Here is a 20,632-nt window from a genome sequence, read left to right on the forward strand (position 1 = left end):
AAAAATTCTTAAAATGCCAATCAACAAAAACGCACTAATCCGTTATAAAACCATAGATAAATGTCTTCAAAATAATTACAGACAATGGACATTGAATGATTTAATTGAAGCTTGTTCTGATGCACTTTATGAATACGAAGGTAAAGACGTCGATGTAAGTAAACGTACTATACAACTCGATATACAAATGATGCGTAGCGACAAGTTAGGCTACAATGCACCTATTGTGGTTTACGACAGAAAGTACTACAAATATGATGATGCAGACTACAGCATTGTTAATATTCCTCTGACTGACAAGGACGTTAAAGTAATGAACGAAGCCATACAAGTCTTACGTCAGTTTAAAGATTTTTCCTTGTTTAAAGAAATGGATGGTGTTTTACAGCGATTAGAAGATTCAGTGTATTCGTCTCAAAAAGATAAACGCGCCATTATACATTTAGATAAAAATGAACAACTCAAAGGCTTAGAATATATTGATGCCATCTATGCTGCTATTCAGAATAAAAAAGTAATAGAAATAGAATATCAATCGTTTAGAGCTAGACAAGCTAGCACAATAACTGTGCATCCGCAATTATTAAAAGAATTTAATAACCGTTGGTTTTTACTCGCTTCTCATAAAGGCAAGTACATCACTTTGGCATTAGATAGAATGTCTAAGATTGCTGAAGTAAATACTACAGATTATATTGACCATAATATTGATGGAGATAATTATTATAAAGATGTCGTTGGAGTTACGGTGTCTAATTCTAAACCTCAACGCATAGAGTTTTGGATAGATAAGCATAATGCACCTTATGTTATTACAAAACCATTTCATGCCTCTCAACGCCTTATTAAACAAACCGAAGATGGTGTTGTTTTTAATATCTTTGTTCAGGTTAATTTTGAATTAGAACGCCTCATTTTAGGATTTGGAGATAGTATAGAAGTCTTAAAACCAGTGAAACTTAGAGAACGCATACATAAAAAATTAAAAACTGCTATGTGCAATTATGAGTCTAAAACCTCTAAATCAAATTAGAATAAATCTGAATTAATAAGACACAAAACAATTAACTAGAAATTAAGGTTATAGTCGTTATTTTTGTAAAAAAGATAGAACTTATGTTAAAAAAGAATATAGAAGATGCTTTAAATAAGCAAATTAGAATAGAGGCAGAATCATCTCAAGTGTATTTAGCAATGGCTGTTTGGGCAGAAGTACAAGGTCTAGAAGGCATTTCTAACTTTATGTATGACCAATCTGATGAAGAGCGTGAACATATGCTTAAGTTAGTAAAGTTTGTAAATGAACGTGGTGGACACGCAAAAATTACAGATTTAAAAGCTCCTGAAGGCAGCTACAAATCCTTTCAAGAAATGTTTGAAACCTTACTTAAACACGAAATTTTTGTGTCTGAAAGTATTAATGAACTCGTACATATTTCTCTTGAAGAGCGCGATTATGCTACTCACAATTTCTTACAATGGTATGTTGCTGAGCAAATTGAAGAAGAAGCCGTAGCACGCACCATCTTAGACAAAATCAACCTAATTGGCGACGATAAAGGTGGTTTATATTTATTTGATAGAGACATACAACAACTTACGGTAACTTCTGCGGCAGATATCTCTGCGCAACAGTAAACACTTATTATTTAAAAGTTTAACTGGTGTTGGTGCAATAACCTTCACCAGTTTTTTTATGCTTAAAATGTTAAATCTTATTTAGAATAAATTAAAATAGTTATTTTTGCAGCTCAATTTAGAAATTTCCATTTTAGGAGAACTAATAGATGGGCAAAAAGAAGAAAGATAAAAAACTAAAAAAAGAACGCATTAAAGTTCTTGAAACCTCGAGCTTTGAAGCTTTAGGAAAAGTGAAATCTAAATGCTGCAAGAAATATAAAAAGGCAGAAAACAAACGCTGCAAAAAATGTCCATGCTTTGATTTATTAAAGAAAGTGGCTTAAAAAACTCTTTTAATGTAATGTTTTGTAATGTATGTAGACTTACATAAATATGATTCATGAATTTAAAGAATTTTCTACAGGAGCGCTTTTTAAAATTGGCAATAGTGAAGATTTAAATCTCTTTCACAAACCACAACAAGTTAATCTTTACACTTTTATTTGGGCAAACACACAAGCTATTAAATTAATTGTAGATAGTGTTCCTATAACACTACCACCTAATCATATCCTTGCATTAACGCCTATACAATACTTACAATATGTAAACGGAAATGATGCTATAGTATATCAATTTAATAGAGAGTTTTATTGCATTAAAGATCATGACCAAGAAGTAAGTTGTGCTGGTATATTATTCTTTGGAAACACAAACATTCCTATTATAAGTTTAGACAATAAAGAACAGCATAAATATAAAACCCTACATGAAGTTTTTATAGATGAATTAGAAACAAAAGATAACATACAGGCAGAAATGTTACGTATGCTCATGGCAAGATTCATTATTAAAAGTACGCGTCTTTTAAAAGCTAAAGAAGGTGTTATTGATACTCCAAAAAGTTCTAAAATAGATTTACTAAGATCTTTTAACTTTCTTGTAGAACAGCATTTTAAGCAAGAACATAGTGTGTCTTTCTATGCAGAAAAATTATTTAAATCGCCTAAAACCTTATCTAATAATTTTGCTAAACTCAACAGAAGCCCTCTACAAATAATTCATCAACGTATCGTTTTAGAGACCAAGCGCTTGTTAACCTATACAGACAAATCTGCAAAAGAAATTGCTTACGAAGTTGGTTTTGATGATGCTTCTCATCTTAGTCGTTTATTTAAAAAACATACATCTCTATCTCCTTCTGAGTTTAAAAAAACTCTTAAACCCAATGGTTAGGAAAAATTGACAAGTCTCTGGGTAAATTCACCATTCTTTAAAACTGAATTCCATGTCATCTTTGCATTGTAATATTAAAACAACAAAAGATGAAACTAAAAAACAAATCTATTTTCAATCTTATTGAAATATTTAGAAAAAGTCCAAAACGCAAAGTAAACACTACAATACCTGAGGCACACTGCGAACATAAACAAATGCACGATTTTTATTGTGACACTGAAAAACCACACATTAGTCACTAAGGAAAAAATGACAAGCAAACAGGAATAATGACCATTCTATTGAGCTCTAATTTACATCAACTTTGCATCAACAAAACAAATAATAATAAACGCTGAAATAATACAGCATAAAACTAAAAAAACATGAATAATATATTTAATGTACCAACAAGAGAAGAAGTAAGTACTAATAACCAAGTTATTTTCGATAACCTAAACAAAGGTTTGGGCTTTGTACCAAATTTATACGCAACGTATGCCCACAGTGATACAGCATTAGAAAATTATTTAAACTTTGCCAATGCAAAAACATCACTATCTGCAAAAGAAAAAGAGGTAGTAAATTTAGCTGTAAGCCAAGTTAACGATTGTATCTATTGTCTTTCTGCGCATACTGCAATAGGAAAGATGAATGGTTTTACGGATGAGCAAATCCTCGAATTAAGAGCAGGTTATTCTTCTGTAAATTCTAAGCTAGATGCTTTAGCCAAATTAGCTAAAAATATAACAGAAAATAGAGGACGCACAGATAAGAACGTATTAGAAAACTTTTTTAATGCTGGCTACAACAAAGGCAACTTAATTGATACTATTTCTTTAGTTGGAGACAAAACAATATCTAACTACATTCATAGTACAACTCAGATACCTGTTGACTTTCCTGTAGCTCAACCATTAGAAACAAAAACTGTATAATCATTAATAAACATTAAAACCTAAAAATTATAAATCATGAAAAAATTAATTTCAATATTAGTAATTGCATTAAGCTTTACATTATCAAGCCATGCTCAAGATAAAACGATGAAAAAGAACGATGTAAAAACCGTTTCTTTAGAACAAACCAAAGGTGAGTTTACTCAAAAAAGCTTAACGTTATCTGAAGGCACTTATGTTTTTGAAGTCTCTAACCATAATGCTGCACCAGAAGTAGGCTTGGTTTTAATAGAAGCAGGCAAAGACGGATCTGATGCTAACAATCATATTAAAGAAGCCTATGTGTCGCAAATGGTTAAGCATGGAAAGACAGAATCTTCAAAATCGGTAACCTTAAAAAAAGGAACTTATAAATATTTTTGTCCCTTTAACAATACGCCACAGTATACATTAACTGTTGAGTAACCAAACTTATATCAGCTATAAATTTTTAAAACTATACTATAGTTTTATCATTATAAAAAAGAGTAGTCTCGTAACGACTACTCTTTTTTGTGATGTATTATTTTCCGAGCATTAAGAGCTCATTGCAAACCACTTCGGTGATGTAACGTTTCATTCCGTCTTTATCTTCCCAAGATCGTGTGGTTAATTTTCCTTCTATAGCAACTTCTTTACCTTTAGACACAAAATTTTCTACAATCTGTGCTGTTTTTCCCCAAGCTACAATACTATGCCATTGCGTGTCTGTAACTTTTTCACCTTTAGCATTTTTATAGCTCTCGTTTGTTGCTATAGAAAATTTAGCCAAGGTTTTACCACTTTCTAAATTAATGATTTCTGGATCGTTTCCTAAATGTCCAATCAACTGTACTTTGTTTTTTAATGCGTTCATAATTTTTTAATGTTAAACAGTTAATACTAATCGATTTCTTATGTTTCGACAATGCAAAGATGAGATGGTTTGCTAAAATTAGTTGGTAACTACACATTTAAATTCATTTGTAAACATTTGTAGTCGTTTATAATTACATAAAGCTTTGTTATTGAAGGGCTTTATCGTAATTTTATTATAGCTTAATAATAGATACTTGACACATCTGAGTTGGTAAACATTTGATGAAAAAACTGATTAACATATTTATTTTGATCGTTCTTTTTAGTTGTGAACACAAAACAAACATAGAATATTTTAATGATTCAAAGGTGTTTCACTATAAAACAAGAAATGGAATTAACGAACCTGTTCTTAAAAATATAATTAAATATTTTTCAAATGAGAATGATGTTAAATTAATTACGAAAAATGACACAATACAAGTTCATGGAATTCATCATACTGATAAAGGTAGATATGGATACTTTGGAGCTTGGGTTAGCACTAAAGAATATTTTAATAAGGAAATTGAGTGTGAACAAAAAATTATTTTTAATCAATATGAATTCCAATACTCTTTCTGTTATAAAGATGTAATTAAACATTTTGACGAGCAGATTAAAAAAAGCGAAAAAGATGTGACATATCTTGTTTACGCTAAACGTAAAGATGAATTATTAAAATATAATCAAGAAATTGATAGGAGTCTGTCTAAAAACAGTGATGAATATATCATATCGGACTTAATAATGAATATTCCATTTTCTATTTATGATAAACACGAAAAGAAACAAATTCTTTACGTAAGTTCTACTAATTTTCAAACTGGATTATTAGGCTCGATTGGATATGAACACTTTTTCTTTGATAAAAATAAAGATACTATAGCTTCGATGTCATTAGTTTATGTAGTACATTAAAAATGATTTACTAAGTTAAGTGCTAACCTACGTAACTAGCCATAGCCCAACCATTACAACCAATTAAAATCGATCATATAGAAAAATGAAAATATTTGAAACTGAAAGATTAGAAATTAGACGCTTAAAAAGTGTAGACAAGGAACACTTTGCTGAATTGTTCACTGACCCTAAAGTTTTAGAACTTATACCTCAAACGCCATTTACAGAAAATCAAATAACAGAAATATTTAATAAAAGCCTGCATTTGCATTTAAGGGATTTAAACAACCAAAAGTGTGCTTGTGGAATATATGAAAAAGGAAATACTGAATTGATTGGACTTGCTCTGTTTTTAATAAATGAAGATGACGAAAAAGAATTAGGATATCGTTTTAGAAAAAATTATTGGAGAAAAGGATACGGAACAGAAACAACAAAAGGAATGCTAGACTATTATTTTAAGCAAATGAAAGTAGAAAAAGTAACAGCAGATGTAAATATCGCTAATATTGGGTCGGTAAAAATTTTAGATAAGTTTATGACACCTGTTCGTGAATTCTTTAATGAAAGTGACAATTGTACCGATAGAACGTACGAATTGGAAAAAAATAACTGGCTAGAACATGGTTGTAAGTAATATCTCCGTTCTCGCCTACTTCTAAAATCTTTACTAATTAGTTCCTAAAACACACAACTAACCATACACAAAATCGTTAGCTGCAACTTAAATAACAACCGTACAAACTTTAAGTAGATGAGTATAAAATTGAATATAATTGCTTTTTTCAGCACATTAATTTTGTTGACCTCTTGTAACGGACAAATCACAAAACAAAAGATTAAAGCAGAAAACATTGTAGAAGGAGATAAAGTAACAAAACTTGGTAAAAGTATAATGGTTATTTATCAAGACAAGAAGAATGTTTATTGGTTTGGCAGTTGGGAAACAGGAATATATAAATATGATGGAAAAGAATTAGTTAATTACACAACAAAACACGGTTTACTAAACAACAGAATTGATGAAATAAAAGAAGATCAATTTGGTAACATTTATTTTTCTAGTGCAAACGCAACATCTAAAATATCAAAGTTTAACGAAAAAACATTTACCACTTTGAAGGCAGTTCCAAGCGAAAACTGGAAACTTAAGCCCACAGATATATGGTTTAAATATTCTTATGGAAATACAGGAAAAGTATATCGTTATGATGGTAATACTTTATTTGAACTACAACTTCCTAACCCACCTAATTTATCCAATCCATTTGATGTCTATAGCATTTATAAAGACAAAAAAGGAAATATTTGGTTTGGCACTAATCCTGTTGGAGTGTGTCGATACGATGGAAAATTATTTGAATGGATTACAGAAGAAGATGTTACAGAATTCCGTAACGAAGGTGCAAACGGAGTACGTTCAATCCTAGAGGACAAAAATGGTAACTTTTGGTTTAATACTGAATATCGTTATGGTATTTATGACAACACAACATTAAAAAACAATAAATTTTACACAAGACATAAAAGCATTGGTGAATTGGATGGTAAAAAGGACAGCAGTTTAAATGAATATCTATCAAGCGTAATAGACAAGAATAATAACTTATGGTTTGTGACATATCTTGATGGAGTTTGGAAATATGACGGAGCCAAAATCACACATTATCCAATTCAAGAAAAATCCAAACAAATCTCTTTATTTAGCATATACAACGACAACAACGGAGAACTTTGGCTTGGGACTCACAAAAATGGTGCATATAAATTTAATGGAAAGAGTTTTGAAAAATTTGAATCAAGCAAATAAAAATTGTTATAAATTTAATCCATAAAAACCCTCTTTAAGAGAACATTATATATAATGAAATTAACTAAACAGGAATTAAAAATTATTGAATTATGAAAAAAATATTTCTTACTCTAAGCTTAATTTTAGTATTTGGAATAAATAGCTATGCACAAGAAGAAGTGAAAAACGAAAATGAATTAACCTATTCTGCAGATGAATTAGTTAATATCAATTCTAACAAAGAAACCATTACTCTTATCGGAAATGCAAATTTAAAAACCAGTGTGTTTGAATTTCAGAATGCTGATAAAATTATAATCGATAAAGTTTCTAAAGAAGTGATTGTTTATGGAGCTTATAAAGTTATTATGAACGGAGGAACAATTCAAGAAACCCCTAAATTGAAAAAAAATCAATTAAGGTATAAAATAGGAGAAAGCGTTGCCTATATTGAATAAGAAGTACCACATTGCTCAGTGCATCCTTAGTATCTTAGTTCAAGATTAACACTATTCTCTAACACTAACAGTTTCATAATAAAAATGATTTCATGCTATATCATTCAATCGAAACCATTTTAAATATCATCAAACTCATAAGCAAACCCATTTGGTTGCAAAGAAAAAAGCGCTTCTTTAAAGAAGCGCTTTTTATTAGCTATTAATTTAGAGGAAAACATTAAGATACCCTAACAAATCTTAATATTTCATAATGTAAATAAATACAGTTGTAAAGTAAACGCATTAATTACTGCTTTTTGTAACAAAAGTTACACAACAACACCTATCGTAAACATTTGTAAGCTAATGTTTTGTAACTTGTATGTATTATGATGTACAATACAACTAAAGCTCTAGAGATTTTAGAACAAACACCTAAAACTTTAAACTCTTTTTTAGGAAATTTATCTGATGAATGGATTCATAATAATGAAGGTGAAAATACTTGGAGTCCTTACGATATTGTTGGTCATTTAATTCATGGAGAAAAAACAGATTGGGTTCCACGTTTAAAAATCATTCTTAGTAATTCTAAAAACAAAACTTTTGCGCCTTTTGATAGATTTGCTCAGTTTGAAGCTTCTAAAGACAAAACAATAACACAATTACTTAATGAGTTTGCAACTTTAAGACATAAAAATCTCACTATTGTTAAACAGCTTAATTTATCTAAAGTTCAATTACAGCTTAAAGGCACACACCCAGAATTTGGAGAAGTGAACTTGTCGCAATTAATATCTACTTGGGTAACTCACGATTTAGGTCATATTGCTCAAATAAGTAGAGTTATGGCAAAACAATATAAAACTGAGGTTGGCCCTTGGACAGCATATATATCAATACTAAATTAAATTATGACACAAAGAACATGTCCTGAGTGTGGTGACAGAATTATTGGCAGAATAGACAAAAAATTCTGTAGTGACGGTTGTAGAAATGCTCATAATAATAGAATAAATAAAGATTCTAAAAACCTTATTAGAAATACTAATAATCGCTTAAGAAAAAACTACAGGATATTAGAAGCCTTAAATCCTAATAAAAAAACCAAATGCTCTAGAGCCAAACTTATTGAAAACGGTTTTGATTTTAATTACTTTACAAGCATTTACACTACCAAAGCTGGCACTATTTATTATTTTGTTTACGATCAAGGGTACTTACCTTTAGAAGGCGATTATTATGCTTTGGTAAAGCGTGATGACTAGCCTTTGGTTGTACTATTCCAATTTACACTTTTTAACTCTAATGCTGCCTTTAAAATATCTTGTTGACTAATTTGCCCAACCAACTTTCCGTTTTCAACTATTGGAAAACGTCGTCGTTTAGAGTTTAAAAACTTGTTGGCAGCATCAAACACATCCATGTTACCATCAATAGTCTCAACATCTTTTGCCATACGTTTCTCTACATTATCATGCTCTAAAGGCATATTATAGTAGCGACTTTCGCTGAGCTGTTTAAGACAATCTCCTTCAGAAATTATACCTACTAATTCTTGCTTATCATTAACTACAGGTCCGCCAGAAATCTTATATTTTATTAAAGACTCCACCACCTCTTGCACGGTTTGATGAGGTCTAAACGTTATAAGATTTGTTGCCATATAATCTCTTACTTTAAGCGCAGGTGTTGGCTTAACATTTTGCTGATGCTTTCGCGAACCTTGAAAACTTTTTATTCCCATAACGTTATCATTTTTAGAGTTTATTTTAAAGTTACTGAAAATTAACCAGTTAACAAAATGAAAAAAAGTTAGTCATAGTTACGTATTTTTATAACCTAATTATTCCCAAAATTTGAAAAAGCAAATTAGTATTATTGGATGTGGTTGGTTAGGGTTTCCTTTAGCTGAATTTTTGGTTGCCAGTGATTATAAAATTAAAGGCTCTACAACTTCAAAAAACAAACTACAAACTCTTAATCAATCAGCTATAGAAAGCTTTTTAATTACAATAAATGAAAAAGGAATTGCTGGTAATCATTACGATTTACTCTCTGGTAGTGATATCGCTATAATTAACATACCTCCTGGCCTAAGAAAAAATCCCAACAAAAATCATGTAGTCGAAATAGAACATTTAATAAAAGCCATTGAGGCACATAATATAAAGTATGTTATTTACATAAGTTCTACTTCTGTTTTTAAAGACAAAAACAATTTCCCCTTAATTGATGGCAAAACCCAACCCAATGCAACATCAAACACAGCAAAACAACTCATAGCAATAGAAGAGCTACTAAAAAAATCAAATTTAAACACTACTATTCTTCGCTTTGGAGGTTTATTTGATGAACAAAGACATCCTGCAAATTATCTCTCTGGTAAAAAAAATATACCTAATCCTAATGCACCTATAAATCTTATTCATAAAAAAGATTGTATTAACATTATATCATTAATTCTAAAAAAGGAAATTTATAACGTGTCACTAAATGCTGTAAACCCAAAACACCCACAAAAAAAGGCATATTATACTAATTATTGTAAACAACATCATTTGGAATTACCCGAGTTTAATTATGATGAAATAAGTAAAGGAAAAACTATTGAAAGTTCTCAACTAGAGAATCTTTTAAATTACACTTTTAAGCAAGCCCTTTAGAATTTAATAGTTTTTAAAGGCTATATGATGTAATTTTCATAGTTTTAAGCCTTTAAATTTTTTCAAAATGAAACAGATTACAATTGCATTTGCAATGCTACTATCAGTAGGTGTTTTTGCCCAAACCAATTCAGAATTAAAAACACACTATGAAGCTTACTATAAGCAAATGAAGAAACAAGGTGATGTACAAGGTATAATTAATGCAATGACGCATCTAAATGTTTTAGAACCATCTATAGCAAGACAAGATACTTTAGCGTATTTATATCTTTCTGAAGGCAAATACATGCAAGCTCTTAACACCATTGGTGTTGAAAAAAACGCTACAGATTCTGATATGAATGTAGAAGTTAAAGCTTTAGCACTTAAAAATTTAAATCAGCCAAAATTAGCTTTAGAGCACTTTGAAGTTTTATTTAAGAGAGATCCAAATGTGTATTTAGCATATGAAATGGCTGATATGAAAATTCAGGTTAATGATCTTGCTGGAGCAAAATCTAATATTGATTATGCTTTAACAAATGTAAAAGATGATATGAAGCGTGCTTTTTACGAAAGCCAGCAACCTTATGAAACATCTATGAAAGCAGCTCTATTATGTTTAAAAGGTTTACTTACGTTTTCAGAAAACAAAACTGCTAATATAGATGCAGCTATAAAATTGATGAATGATGCACTTGCAATTGATCCTAATTTTAATTTAGCCAAAGTAAGCAGACAAGCATTAGAAAACCAAAAAGCTCAACAAGCTGCTGCTGCCGCAAATAAAAACTAATTGTTATTAAATAACATAGCTTTAAAAAAAATGCTGCCTATAATTAGGCAGCATTTTTTGTTTGAATTGTTTTTTACCAAATTCTTACACGATTTTCTGGCGCTAAATACATAGCATCACCTTCTTTAATATCAAATGCTTCATAAAAAGCATCAACATTTTTTAATGGTTGTGTTGCTCTAACTTTTCCTGGAGAATGCGTGTCAGTTTTTATTAATCGTCTTAATGCATCTTCTCTTGTTAAAGTTCTCCAAACAGTTGCCCAAGACATAAAGAAGCGTTGCTCAGCTGTAAAACCGTCAATATCTTCTGGTCGTCCTTCTTCTTCAAAAAGTAATTGTAAGCCATCATAAGCTCCAAGAACACCACCTAAATCTCCAATGTTTTCGCCAAGTGTATAAGGACCATTAACATAAACACTATCTAAAACTTCTATAGCACTATATTGATCTGCTAATTGCTTACCACGTTTTGTAAACTCTTCCAGATCCTTTTCTGTCCACCAATTTTTTAAATTTCCATCAGCATCAAAACGCGATCCAGAATCATCAAACGCATGCGAAATTTCATGACCAATCACAGCACCTATACCACCATAATTTACAGCATCATCAGCTGTATAGTTATAGAAAGGAGGTTGCAAAATTGCTGCAGGAAAAACAATCTCGTTATTTATAGGGTGATAATAAGCATTAACCATTTGCGGTGGCATTCCCCATTCTTTTTTATCTATTGGCTCATTAATGTCTGCTAAGTTTTCTTGATTAGCCCAATGCCCAACAGCTAACATATTTTCGGCATAAGAATTCCCTTCTTTTACCATCATTTCTGAGTAGTCTCTCCACTCATCTGGATATGCAATCTTTATTGTAAACTTATCTAACTTTTCTATGGCTTTAGCTTTTGTTTCAGCAGTCATCCAATCTAACTTTTGTATTCTATTTTGAAATGCTTTTACAACATTAGCTATCATTTTTTCAGCTTTCGCTTTAGCTTCAGGAGGAAACTTTGCTTCAACATATAGTTGACCTATTGCTTCACCAACAGAACCTGTTACAGTTTCTAATGCACGTTCTTCTGCAGAACGTTGTTTTTTAGCTCCACTAAGCTCTTTTGCATAAAACTCCCAGTTAGCTTTTTCAATATCTGTAGTTAACCATCCCGCTGCATTATCTATTGTACTCCAATCCATTAATGTTTTAATATCTTCAATAGATGTTTCTTTTAAAAATGTATTTAGAGCTGTCATATATTTAGGTTGCGCTACAAGAATTGTATCTAATTGTTTCTCAATACCTAAATCTGAAATCATTTTATTCCAATCTATAGCAGGACACATCTCTTGAATTTGTGCTATAGACCTTGGATTATTGTAATTACGTGCATCTCTAGCAGCAACTTTATCTAACCTAGGCTCTTGAAGCTTAGTCTCCATCGCTATAATTTTAACAGCTGCTGCATCTGCATCTGCTTTACTATACTCAATAAACTGAAGCATACGAGAAATGTGTGCTTTGTACTTTTCTCTAATTTCTTTTGATTTATCGTCTTGATCTAAGTAGTAATCACGTTGCAAACCTGTTCCTCCTGGACCAATCCAAGCGGTATTCATACTACTATCGTTTAAATCTGGACCAGATCCAAGACCAGCAAATGGCGCAGAAAGCCCAATAACTTTAGCATAAGCCGTTTGCATATCAGCAAGCGTTTTTATGCCGTCTATTTTTTCTAAAATAGGTCTTAAAGGCTCAATACCTGCTTTATTACGTGCTACAGTGTCTAGTTCAGATTCAAAAATTAATAAGGCTTTTTTCTGATCTGTTCCATCTTTATACTTCCCTAATTCTTTAGATGTATTTAGAATGGCCAACACATCGTCTCTTGTAGACTTACGTAGCACACCAAAGCCTCCCCAACGTGTTTCATCATCTGGTATGGTATTAGTTTCCACCCATTTTCCATTGACATATTTATAAAAATCTTCTTTTGGACTTACACTTGTATCCATATTTTCCAGTATAATACCTGGAATTTTCTCTTCTGCCGAGGCAGTGTCTTTCTTGGCTTCTTCTTTACAACCTAATATAGTAAAGAAAGCCAAACCTGATATCGCTAGAACGCGATTAAGATTGGTACTCATAATTTGGTTTTAGTTAATTCGAATTAAATGTAGTTAGTAATAAGACCGAATATAAAAGTAATTGTTACAACTTAACAAAACTTTAAGATTATAGATTATTAATATTCAGACTTAATCTTTTCATAAATATCACGCTCTAGTTTTTTGTTTATCTGGTAATTAAGATTAGAAAAAGCTACTAAAACCTCTTTTACACTCTCTAATTTAAGTTGGTCTTTAATATTATTAAGTGTTAAATTCTCATTAAGCTTAAAAAGTGTTGTTTCTATAATTACGGTTCTAGATACAATAGGATTAGTTTTTAGTGCATCTGGAATTTTAGTTTTTAATTCATTTATAAAGACTTTTAAAAGCTCTTTGTCTCCATTAAAAAATGACAAATCTGCTTTTTTAAGATAATCTACCTGTATGGCTAATTCATTATATTTTTCCCAATTAGCAACAGCTTTTTTACCTCGTGGGCTTAAAACATAATCGGTGTATTTAAAACCCTCAATAGCTTTAGCAGTAATAACGCTTTTTTGATTCGAATTTTCTTCATTCTCAGTTTCAGATAAAACCTTATCATCTCCACAATTGATTAAAAGAAGGAAACATAAGTTTATGAGAAAAAATCTTGTTTTCATGCGATTGCTTATTTGCTGTAAAGATACTTAAACTATTACTTTGAGTTTATAATATAATCCTAAAATAAAGATTGCCAACTTTTTAATTAAAAGCTTCTTTTTTTAAGAATTTTAATTTTTGAACAGCTAAATTCTTATTATTTTTGAGGATATTTTAATTACAACCCTATGTCTTCAAAAATATTAATAATAGGTGCCTGCGGACAAATAGGCACTGAGCTTACTACCAAACTTAGAGAAATTCATGGAGTAGATAATGTTATAGCTAGTGATATTAATACTAGAAATTTAAACCTAGTTAATTCTGGTCCTTTTGAGATTATTGATGCCAAAAATTTTAATGCTATAAAAGATTGTTGTGAGCACAACAATATAGACACCATCTATCTTATGGCAGCTTTATTAAGCGCAACAGGAGAAAAATATCCGATGGAAGCCTGGGATCTTAATATGAATTCGCTATTCCACGTGCTTAACTTAGCAAAAAATGGTATAGTAAAAAAAGTATATTGGCCGAGCAGTATTGCTGTTTTCGGACCAACAACACCTAGAGAGAACACACCACAGCATACTATATGCGAGCCAACTACTGTTTATGGCATTACAAAACAGGTAGGAGAACGTTGGTGCGAATATTATCATAAAAAATATAATGTAGATGTAAGAAGTCTTCGTTATCCTGGTATTATAAGTCATAAAGCTATGCCAGGTGGTGGTACTACGGATTACGCAGTAGAAATCTATCATGAAGCTATTAAAACTGGTAACTATGAATGTTTCTTATCTGAAGATACCAGTTTACCAATGATGTTTATGGATGATGCCATAAAAGCCACTATAGATTTAATGGAAGCACCTGCTGAAAACCTAAGTATTAGATCTTCTTATAATTTATCTGCCATTTCTTTTACACCTAAAACTATTTTTGAAAGCATAAAACAACACATACCAGATTTTTCAATAGCATATAAGCCAGATTTTAGACAAGCCATTGCAGATAGCTGGCCATCGTCTATAGATGACTCTATTGCTCGTAAAGATTGGAACTGGAAACATCAGTTTGATTTAGATAAAATGACAGAAGTGATGTTAAAAGAACTAAATAAAAAATATAAGTCTTAACTTATTTATAATACCATTAAAAGTAAAAAAAGCCATCTAAGATGGCTTTTTTTTACTTTTAGACTTTATCATTATTTAGTAACATATGTAAACAAACATTTAGACAATTTAATCTCTGAATAAATTCCACAAAAAAAGTCCAACATTTCTGTTGAACTTTTTTGCTCCTCTTCTTGGGCTCGAACCAAGGACCCTCTGATTAACAGTCAGATGCTCTAACCAACTGAGCTAAAGAGGAAGATGTTTTTCGCTTTAGCGAGCGCAAATATAAATCATTTTTTTATCTAAACAATAATAAATCTTATTTTTTTAACGCGTTATAGCTTTAAAAATATCATTTCCGTTTGCAAACAATACTAATGCTATTAAAATAAAGAATCCTACGACTTGTGCTCGCTCTAAAAATTTCTCGCTTGGCTTACGACCTGAAACCATTTCGTATAGTAAAAACATAACATGACCACCATCTAAAGCTGGTATTGGTAATAAGTTTAAAACAGCTAACATTATTGATAAGAACGCTGTTAACTTCCAAAAAGCTTCCCAACTCCAAAAATCTGGAAATATATCATAAATAGCTTTAAATCCTCCTAGTCCTTTATAGGCACCAGTTTTTGGATTAAAAATAGCTTTCAACTGAGAGAAATAATTAACTATTGTTGATTTAAATTTAATTCCACCAGCTGCCCAACTTTCACCAAATGAGTATTCTCTTCTTATAACATCGTAATAACCTAGCTCTGTAAATCTTTTTGCATCAATAAGTCTAAAAATATTAAGCTTAGCTTTATCATTAACAGTAAGACTTCGTTCAATCACCTCATCTCCTCTTAATATTTCAGCATTGATGGTTTGTCCTTTCAAATTTTCTAATTCGTTTTCAAAAAGGTCAAAATACTCTAGTTTTTTACCATTAAGACTTAAAATAACATCTCCTTTTATTAAATCGGCAGATTTATTAGCAGATGAGTCTGGTATAGATTCTACAATAAAAGGGTAACGGTATTTAAACAAGTTTTTACTGCCTTCATCTGATAATTGACCTAAAAAGTTCTCAGGAAGATTTATAGTTTTTTGTTGTCCATCTCGTTCTATGGTAATTTGTTCTGCTCCAATGATGTGCTGCCCTATTTCAGAATCCTTTTCTAATTTTTCATCGTTAATAGCTAATACTTTATCACCAGTTTTAAAACCCGCTTCTTTTAGTACTGGGTTTTCAATATAATATCCTCCTTTAAGACTATCTATCTTAATATCTGTATCACCATAAACAAATGACACAAATACAAAAATCACATAGGCCAAAATAAAATTAACTGTAACACCACCTAACATAATAATTAAACGTTGCCAAGCTGGTTTAGAGCGAAACTCCCATGGTTGTGGTGGCTGAGCCATTTGCTCTTTATCCATACTCTCATCTATCATTCCGGCTATTTTCACATAACCTCCAAGTGGCAACCAACCAATACCATAAACGGTTTCACCTATTTTCTTTTTAAAAAGTGAATATTTTACGTCAAAGAAGAGATAAAACTTTTCAACTTTTGTTTTAAAAAGTTTTGCTGGTATAAAATGACCTAACTCGTGTAGTACAATTAAAAGCGATAAGCTTAGTAAAAATTGGGATATTTTAATTACAAATTCCATGCAGTATTTTCAAATTTCGATTGACAAAAGTAATGTTTTAAAGGCATTTAGAAAATAATTGTAATTCTTATCGGTTTATTTTTAACAATGATTTATTAATCAGTGGGTTTGGTTATCATATTTGTGTTAAAAAAGTTTAGGAAAATTAGCTTGTATCGTAACTTTGCGTTTCAAAAAAAATTTTATGTCTTTTCTTTCGTTTTTTAAACGTTACAAAAAATTTGGAGTCTTCTTCTCTGTATTATGCATTATTATTATTTCTATTATTTATAATGCTTTAAATGTAAAAAAACCACTACCAATTTATCAACCAGCTATGGTTAGCGAGGAATTAGTAGACAGCTCTATTCAGCACCAAATGAAATATCATAAGATTGCCGATTTTAGTTTAACCAATCAAAATGGTAAAACTATAACACAAGACACTTATAAAGATAAAATCTATGTAGCAGATTTCTTTTTTACAACATGTCAAACCATATGTCCTATTATGACAGATCATATGTATCAAATACAAAAGGAAATTATTAATGATGATGATGTTATGCTATTATCTCATTCTGTAACTCCAATAATTGATAGTGTTGCTCAACTTAAAAAATACGCAAAAGAAAAAGGTGTGATTGACCGTAAATGGAACCTAGTAACTGGTGACAAAAAACAAATCTACGAATTGGCAAGAAAAAGTTATCTCGCAGTTAAAACTCAAGGTAATGGTGATGAATATGACATGATACATACTGAGAATTTTATGTTAATAGATAAAAAAAGACAGATTAGAGGCTTTTATGACGGTACTAAACCAGAAGATATAGAAAGCCTATTAGAAGACATAAAAACTCTAAAAGACGAGTCATAATTTCTTTAAAAAGAGCTTTAAACACTTAAATATTTAGCTTATTTTTGCTTCTTTAAAATTATTCTAAATAAGCAAGCAGTTGACATTAGCTGATTTAAAACGCGGACAACAGGCAATAATAATAGATATTTCCTCAATTCATATTCCTTTAAAATTATTAGAAATGGGTTGTTTACCAGGAAACACTGTAGAACTTGTGCAAGTTGCTCCTTTTGCAGACCCTATGTATCTTAACATAAACGGATCGCACTTAGCAATTAGAAAAGAAACAGCTGTTCATATATTAATTGAAATTGTAGATGAGTAAGCAGATTAATGTTGCGTTAATAGGAAATCCAAACACTGGAAAAACCTCTGTTTTTAATGCCTTAACAGGTCTTAATCAAAAAGTTGGCAACTATCCTGGCATTACTGTTGAAAAAAAAGAAGGTGTTTGCAAACTTCCTAAAGGAGTTAAGGCCCATATTATTGACTTACCAGGAACCTATAGTCTTAATGCTTCATCTCTAGACGAAAGTGTTGTTATAGAATTACTCTTAAACAAGAAAGATAAAGATTTCCCAGATGTAGCTGTAGTAGTTAGCGATGTAGAAAACCTAAAACGAAACTTACTTCTTTACACTCAAATTAAAGATTTAGAAATCCCGACGATTTTAGCCATTAACATGTCTGATCGTATGGCATATAAAGGTATCTCATTAGATATCGCTTGTTTAGAGAAGGAACTGAACACTAAAATCGCGTTAATTAGCACTAGAAAAAAAACTGGAATTAATGAATTAAAAGAACTGATTACCGATTATAAATCACTCCCTACAAAACCATGTTTGGATGCCTCTACAATTGATAAACAGTATTTTGAAAATCTAAAAAAGGCATTTCCAAATCAATTGCTATATAAGCTTTGGTTAGTAATTACCCAAGATGTTAACTTTGGTAAAACCAACCGAAAAACCATAGAAGAAACACAAGGTTTTAAGATTAAATCAAAATCAGATTTAAAACGTCTTCAACAAAAAGAAACTATAAAGCGCTACCAATTTATAAACAATACCCTTAAAAAAGGACAAACTATAGATTTAAAAGCAGCTAAAGACTTAAGAGTAAAACTAGATAGAATTTTAACTCATAAGGTTTGGGGTTATCTTATTTTTAGTCTCATACTACTCCTAATATTTCAGGCTATTTATGATTGGTCAGGAGTTCCAATGGATTTTATAGATGGTCTCTTTGCATCATTAAGTGAATGGGCAAAAAGTGTCTTACCAGCAGGAGCTTTCACAAATTTAATAGCAGAAGGTATTATTCCTGGACTTGGAGGAGTTGTTATTTTTATTCCTCAAATTGCCTTTTTATTTTTATTTATTGCCATTCTAGAAGAGGTAGGCTACATGAGTCGTGTTGTCTTTTTAATGGATCGTATTATGAGGCGTTTTGGACTTAGCGGAAAAAGTGTAGTTCCATTAATTTCAGGAACAGCATGTGCCATTCCTGCTATAATGGCAACACGTAATATTGAAAGCTGGAAAGAACGTCTTATTACAATTCTGGTAACACCTTTTACAACCTGCTCTGCAAGGCTACCTGTTTATTTAATAATTATTGCATTAGTAATTCCTGAAGGTCGTTTTTTAGGCTTAAGTTATCAAGCATTAACCTTAATGCTACTCTATTTAATTGGTTTTGCTGCTGCTGTTGGTTCTGCTTACATTCTTAATAAAACTTTAAAAATAAAAGGCAAAACCTTTTTTGTTGTAGAAATGCCAAATTATAAGTTACCTCTTTTTAAAAATGTAGCTATTACTGTTTTAGAAAAAACCAAAACTTTTGTTTTTGAAGCCGGTAAAATAATTCTAGCAATTTCTATTGTGCTATGGTTTTTAGCATCTTATGGGCCAGGAGAGCAATTTAACAATGCAGAAGCTATTGTTCAAAAAACACATCCAAACCTTTCAGAACAGGCACAAAACGATATGATTGCCGAGCATAAATTAGAACACTCTTATATAGGTATTATTGGCAAAACTATAGAGCCTGCTATAAAACCTTTAGGCTACGATTGGAAAATAGGAATTGGCCTTGTAACTTCTTTTGCAGCAAGAGAGGTTTTTGTAGGTACTTTAGCTACAATTTATAGTATAGGAAGCGCTAATGACATTGAAGATGAAGATGAAGCAATGTCCACTATAAAAAATAGAATGGCAAAAGAGGTTCATAGTAATGGTAATAAAGTTTTTACCTTTGCTTCGGGTATTTCTCTTTTACTCTTTTATGCCTTTGCTATGCAATGTATGAGCACACTAGCAATTGTAAAACGCGAAACCAACTCTTGGAAATGGCCACTATATCAACTTATTATTATGAGCTCAATTGCTTATCTCGCTGCACTAGTTGCCTTTCAGTTATTTAAATAAATGAACACCATTATTCAAAATATATTAGTTTTTTCTGCTTTAATATTAGCAATTGGCTTTTTGGTATATAAGTTTTTATGGAAGCCAAAGAAAAAAAAGGCAACTAATTGTGGAACTAATGATTGTAATTGCCACTAAACTTTTGCCTTAGTATTTAAATACTGATATTTATCAAATTTTCTTTCTTCAAATTCACTAACTTTGTATTAGTGAATAAATTGATATCCATAATATTATCGAGCTTTATACTTATTCAAAGTTTACAAATAGGTATCAAAGATGTTATGCAATTAGACGAATTGATTGAACATGCTCAATTTCACAAACAAGAACATGGCGATAGCTTCATTGTTTTTCTTTCTAAACATTATGGAGAACTAAAAGCAGAACACACTAAGAATCATCAAGAAGAACAGAATGACCACGAGCAATTGCCATTTCAATGCCAAGGGTATAGCGTCTCAATGGTAGCTTTTTTATCACACATCACTTCTTATAATATTAATCGTATAAACTTTTATAGTACTACCGAATCTAATTTTCATTACATAAATCTATACGCTTCTCTTATCGAGAAAGAATTCCTACAACCTCCTCGGAAAGCATAATTTATTCGTTTTCAAATATTT

The 20,632-nt window shown here is 30.9% G+C and carries 26 protein-coding genes and 1 tRNA gene; 21 read left to right on the plus strand and 6 right to left on the minus strand.

Annotated elements, in window-relative coordinates; translation table 11 throughout:
* The 7 genes from N4A42_RS06595 to N4A42_RS06625 form a co-directional block, all read left to right on the plus strand.
* Nucleotides 1-1,033: helix-turn-helix transcriptional regulator (locus N4A42_RS06595; RefSeq protein WP_367172497.1), on the plus strand; the 1,033-nt coding region annotated here is incomplete at its 5' end.
* Between the two features lie 83 nt (nt 1,034-1,116).
* Nucleotides 1,117-1,638 carry a ferritin gene (locus N4A42_RS06600; protein WP_294071629.1) on the plus strand — a complete coding sequence of 174 codons (522 nt, stop codon included), beginning with the start codon at nt 1,117-1,119 and terminating at the stop codon, nt 1,636-1,638.
* Nucleotides 1,639-1,787: 149 nt separating this feature from the next.
* Nucleotides 1,788-1,964 carry a hypothetical protein gene (locus N4A42_RS06605; protein WP_294071632.1) on the plus strand — a complete coding sequence of 59 codons (177 nt, stop codon included), beginning with the start codon at nt 1,788-1,790 and terminating at the stop codon, nt 1,962-1,964.
* A gap of 49 nt (nt 1,965-2,013) precedes the next feature.
* Nucleotides 2,014-2,856 carry a helix-turn-helix domain-containing protein gene (locus N4A42_RS06610; RefSeq protein ID WP_294071635.1) on the plus strand — a complete coding sequence of 281 codons (843 nt, stop codon included), beginning with the start codon at nt 2,014-2,016 and terminating at the stop codon, nt 2,854-2,856.
* Between the two features lie 89 nt (nt 2,857-2,945).
* A complete protein-coding gene (locus N4A42_RS06615) occupies nt 2,946-3,101 on the plus strand; it encodes a hypothetical protein (protein WP_294071640.1) in 156 nt (51 codons plus the stop codon).
* Between the two features lie 123 nt (nt 3,102-3,224).
* Complete coding sequence (locus N4A42_RS06620) at nt 3,225-3,776, plus strand: carboxymuconolactone decarboxylase family protein (protein WP_294071643.1); 552 nt, start codon at nt 3,225-3,227, stop codon at nt 3,774-3,776.
* A gap of 36 nt (nt 3,777-3,812) precedes the next feature.
* Nucleotides 3,813-4,202: a cupredoxin domain-containing protein gene (locus tag N4A42_RS06625; protein WP_294071646.1), complete on the plus strand. Its 390-nt coding sequence runs from the start codon at nt 3,813-3,815 to the stop codon at nt 4,200-4,202.
* A gap of 97 nt (nt 4,203-4,299) precedes the next feature.
* On the opposite strand, the gene N4A42_RS06630 is transcribed toward N4A42_RS06625, so the two are convergent.
* Nucleotides 4,300-4,632, minus strand: a complete 333-nt coding sequence (locus N4A42_RS06630) for a single-stranded DNA-binding protein (protein WP_294071649.1) — start codon at nt 4,630-4,632, stop codon at nt 4,300-4,302.
* Nucleotides 4,633-4,856: 224 nt separating this feature from the next.
* Here N4A42_RS06630 and N4A42_RS06635 point away from each other — a divergent pair, with 224 nt between their 5' ends.
* From N4A42_RS06635 to N4A42_RS06660, 6 genes are all read left to right on the plus strand, one after another.
* Entirely contained in the window at nt 4,857-5,534 is a 678-nt protein-coding gene (locus N4A42_RS06635; RefSeq protein ID WP_294071652.1) for a hypothetical protein, read from the plus strand.
* Between the two features lie 85 nt (nt 5,535-5,619).
* On the plus strand, nt 5,620-6,153 hold the full coding sequence (locus tag N4A42_RS06640; RefSeq protein WP_294071655.1) for a GNAT family N-acetyltransferase: 534 nt from the start codon (nt 5,620-5,622) through the stop codon (nt 6,151-6,153).
* A gap of 117 nt (nt 6,154-6,270) precedes the next feature.
* Nucleotides 6,271-7,326, plus strand: a complete 1,056-nt coding sequence (locus N4A42_RS06645) for a two-component regulator propeller domain-containing protein (protein ID WP_294071658.1) — start codon at nt 6,271-6,273, stop codon at nt 7,324-7,326.
* Nucleotides 7,327-7,418: 92 nt separating this feature from the next.
* On the plus strand, nt 7,419-7,766 hold the full coding sequence (locus N4A42_RS06650; RefSeq protein ID WP_294071661.1) for a hypothetical protein: 348 nt from the start codon (nt 7,419-7,421) through the stop codon (nt 7,764-7,766).
* Between the two features lie 371 nt (nt 7,767-8,137).
* Nucleotides 8,138-8,659, plus strand: a complete 522-nt coding sequence (locus tag N4A42_RS06655) for a DinB family protein (protein WP_294071664.1) — start codon at nt 8,138-8,140, stop codon at nt 8,657-8,659.
* A 3-nt stretch (nt 8,660-8,662) separates the two neighbouring features.
* A complete protein-coding gene (locus N4A42_RS06660) occupies nt 8,663-9,016 on the plus strand; it encodes a hypothetical protein (protein ID WP_294071667.1) in 354 nt (117 codons plus the stop codon).
* Here N4A42_RS06660 and N4A42_RS06665 read toward each other — a convergent pair.
* Nucleotides 9,013-9,495, minus strand: a complete 483-nt coding sequence (locus N4A42_RS06665) for a CBS domain-containing protein (RefSeq protein ID WP_294071670.1) — start codon at nt 9,493-9,495, stop codon at nt 9,013-9,015. The genes N4A42_RS06660 and N4A42_RS06665 overlap by 4 nt on opposite strands.
* A gap of 112 nt (nt 9,496-9,607) precedes the next feature.
* On the opposite strand from N4A42_RS06665, the gene N4A42_RS06670 reads away from it, so the two are divergent.
* Nucleotides 9,608-10,414 carry an NAD(P)H-binding protein gene (locus tag N4A42_RS06670; RefSeq protein WP_294071673.1) on the plus strand — a complete coding sequence of 269 codons (807 nt, stop codon included), beginning with the start codon at nt 9,608-9,610 and terminating at the stop codon, nt 10,412-10,414.
* Nucleotides 10,415-10,481: 67 nt separating this feature from the next.
* A complete protein-coding gene (locus N4A42_RS06675; RefSeq protein WP_294071676.1) occupies nt 10,482-11,192 on the plus strand; it encodes a hypothetical protein in 711 nt (236 codons plus the stop codon).
* A 73-nt stretch (nt 11,193-11,265) separates the two neighbouring features.
* Here N4A42_RS06675 and N4A42_RS06680 read toward each other — a convergent pair whose 3' ends face one another.
* Entirely contained in the window at nt 11,266-13,332 is a 2,067-nt protein-coding gene (locus N4A42_RS06680) for a M13 family metallopeptidase (RefSeq protein ID WP_294071679.1), read from the minus strand.
* A 98-nt stretch (nt 13,333-13,430) separates the two neighbouring features.
* Nucleotides 13,431-13,958, minus strand: coding sequence for a hypothetical protein (locus N4A42_RS06685; RefSeq protein WP_294071682.1), 528 nt, complete (start codon nt 13,956-13,958; stop codon nt 13,431-13,433).
* A 168-nt stretch (nt 13,959-14,126) separates the two neighbouring features.
* On the opposite strand from N4A42_RS06685, the gene N4A42_RS06690 reads away from it, so the two are divergent.
* Nucleotides 14,127-15,080 carry an NAD-dependent epimerase/dehydratase family protein gene (locus tag N4A42_RS06690; protein ID WP_294071685.1) on the plus strand — a complete coding sequence of 318 codons (954 nt, stop codon included), beginning with the start codon at nt 14,127-14,129 and terminating at the stop codon, nt 15,078-15,080.
* Nucleotides 15,081-15,244: 164 nt separating this feature from the next.
* Here N4A42_RS06690 and N4A42_RS06695 read toward each other — a convergent pair.
* Nucleotides 15,245-15,318, minus strand: a tRNA-Asn gene (locus N4A42_RS06695).
* 71 nt (nt 15,319-15,389) lie between these two features.
* A complete protein-coding gene (gene rseP / locus N4A42_RS06700; protein ID WP_294071688.1) occupies nt 15,390-16,730 on the minus strand; it encodes an RIP metalloprotease RseP in 1,341 nt (446 codons plus the stop codon).
* 184 nt (nt 16,731-16,914) lie between these two features.
* Here rseP and N4A42_RS06705 point away from each other — a divergent pair, with 184 nt between their 5' ends.
* From N4A42_RS06705 to N4A42_RS06725, 5 genes are all read left to right on the plus strand, one after another.
* Entirely contained in the window at nt 16,915-17,589 is a 675-nt protein-coding gene (locus tag N4A42_RS06705; protein ID WP_294071690.1) for an SCO family protein, read from the plus strand.
* Nucleotides 17,590-17,668: 79 nt separating this feature from the next.
* Nucleotides 17,669-17,896 (plus strand): FeoA family protein, encoded by a 228-nt coding sequence (locus tag N4A42_RS06710; protein ID WP_294071693.1) that lies wholly within the window; start codon nt 17,669-17,671, stop codon nt 17,894-17,896.
* On the plus strand, nt 17,889-20,003 hold the full coding sequence (feoB, locus tag N4A42_RS06715; protein WP_294071696.1) for a ferrous iron transport protein B: 2,115 nt from the start codon (nt 17,889-17,891) through the stop codon (nt 20,001-20,003). The genes N4A42_RS06710 and feoB overlap by 8 nt, the downstream gene beginning before the upstream one ends.
* A complete protein-coding gene (locus tag N4A42_RS06720; RefSeq protein ID WP_294071699.1) occupies nt 20,004-20,141 on the plus strand; it encodes a FeoB-associated Cys-rich membrane protein in 138 nt (45 codons plus the stop codon). It begins immediately after the preceding gene.
* Between the two features lie 146 nt (nt 20,142-20,287).
* Nucleotides 20,288-20,611, plus strand: a complete 324-nt coding sequence (locus N4A42_RS06725; RefSeq protein WP_294071703.1) for a hypothetical protein — start codon at nt 20,288-20,290, stop codon at nt 20,609-20,611.
* Nucleotides 20,612-20,632 lie beyond the last annotated feature (21 nt).

This window comes from Winogradskyella sp., from assembly GCF_025210595.1.
GTDB lineage: Bacteria > Bacteroidota > Bacteroidia > Flavobacteriales > Flavobacteriaceae > Winogradskyella.

Coding starts and splice junctions, on each gene's coding strand:
- N4A42_RS06640 (WP_294071655.1), top strand. CDS start 5,620: ATGAAAATATTTGAAACTGAAAGATTAGAAATTAGACGCTTAAAAAGT.
- N4A42_RS06660 (WP_294071667.1), top strand. CDS start 8,663: ATGACACAAAGAACATGTCCTGAGTGTGGTGACAGAATTATTGGCAGA.
- N4A42_RS06635 (WP_294071652.1), top strand. CDS start 4,857: ATGAAAAAACTGATTAACATATTTATTTTGATCGTTCTTTTTAGTTGT.
- N4A42_RS06725 (WP_294071703.1), top strand. CDS start 20,288: ATGCAATTAGACGAATTGATTGAACATGCTCAATTTCACAAACAAGAA.
- N4A42_RS06620 (WP_294071643.1), top strand. CDS start 3,225: ATGAATAATATATTTAATGTACCAACAAGAGAAGAAGTAAGTACTAAT.
- N4A42_RS06650 (WP_294071661.1), top strand. CDS start 7,419: ATGAAAAAAATATTTCTTACTCTAAGCTTAATTTTAGTATTTGGAATA.
- N4A42_RS06685 (WP_294071682.1), bottom strand. CDS start 13,958: ATGAAAACAAGATTTTTTCTCATAAACTTATGTTTCCTTCTTTTAATC.
- N4A42_RS06630 (WP_294071649.1), bottom strand. CDS start 4,632: ATGAACGCATTAAAAAACAAAGTACAGTTGATTGGACATTTAGGAAAC.
- N4A42_RS06625 (WP_294071646.1), top strand. CDS start 3,813: ATGAAAAAATTAATTTCAATATTAGTAATTGCATTAAGCTTTACATTA.
- N4A42_RS06610 (WP_294071635.1), top strand. CDS start 2,014: ATGATTCATGAATTTAAAGAATTTTCTACAGGAGCGCTTTTTAAAATT.
- N4A42_RS06655 (WP_294071664.1), top strand. CDS start 8,138: ATGATGTACAATACAACTAAAGCTCTAGAGATTTTAGAACAAACACCT.
- N4A42_RS06705 (WP_294071690.1), top strand. CDS start 16,915: ATGTCTTTTCTTTCGTTTTTTAAACGTTACAAAAAATTTGGAGTCTTC.
- feoB (WP_294071696.1), top strand. CDS start 17,889: ATGAGTAAGCAGATTAATGTTGCGTTAATAGGAAATCCAAACACTGGA.
- N4A42_RS06665 (WP_294071670.1), bottom strand. CDS start 9,495: ATGGGAATAAAAAGTTTTCAAGGTTCGCGAAAGCATCAGCAAAATGTT.
- N4A42_RS06615 (WP_294071640.1), top strand. CDS start 2,946: ATGAAACTAAAAAACAAATCTATTTTCAATCTTATTGAAATATTTAGA.
- rseP (WP_294071688.1), bottom strand. CDS start 16,730: ATGGAATTTGTAATTAAAATATCCCAATTTTTACTAAGCTTATCGCTT.
- N4A42_RS06645 (WP_294071658.1), top strand. CDS start 6,271: ATGAGTATAAAATTGAATATAATTGCTTTTTTCAGCACATTAATTTTG.
- N4A42_RS06680 (WP_294071679.1), bottom strand. CDS start 13,332: ATGAGTACCAATCTTAATCGCGTTCTAGCGATATCAGGTTTGGCTTTC.
- N4A42_RS06675 (WP_294071676.1), top strand. CDS start 10,482: ATGAAACAGATTACAATTGCATTTGCAATGCTACTATCAGTAGGTGTT.
- N4A42_RS06720 (WP_294071699.1), top strand. CDS start 20,004: ATGAACACCATTATTCAAAATATATTAGTTTTTTCTGCTTTAATATTA.
- N4A42_RS06605 (WP_294071632.1), top strand. CDS start 1,788: ATGGGCAAAAAGAAGAAAGATAAAAAACTAAAAAAAGAACGCATTAAA.
- N4A42_RS06600 (WP_294071629.1), top strand. CDS start 1,117: ATGTTAAAAAAGAATATAGAAGATGCTTTAAATAAGCAAATTAGAATA.
- N4A42_RS06690 (WP_294071685.1), top strand. CDS start 14,127: ATGTCTTCAAAAATATTAATAATAGGTGCCTGCGGACAAATAGGCACT.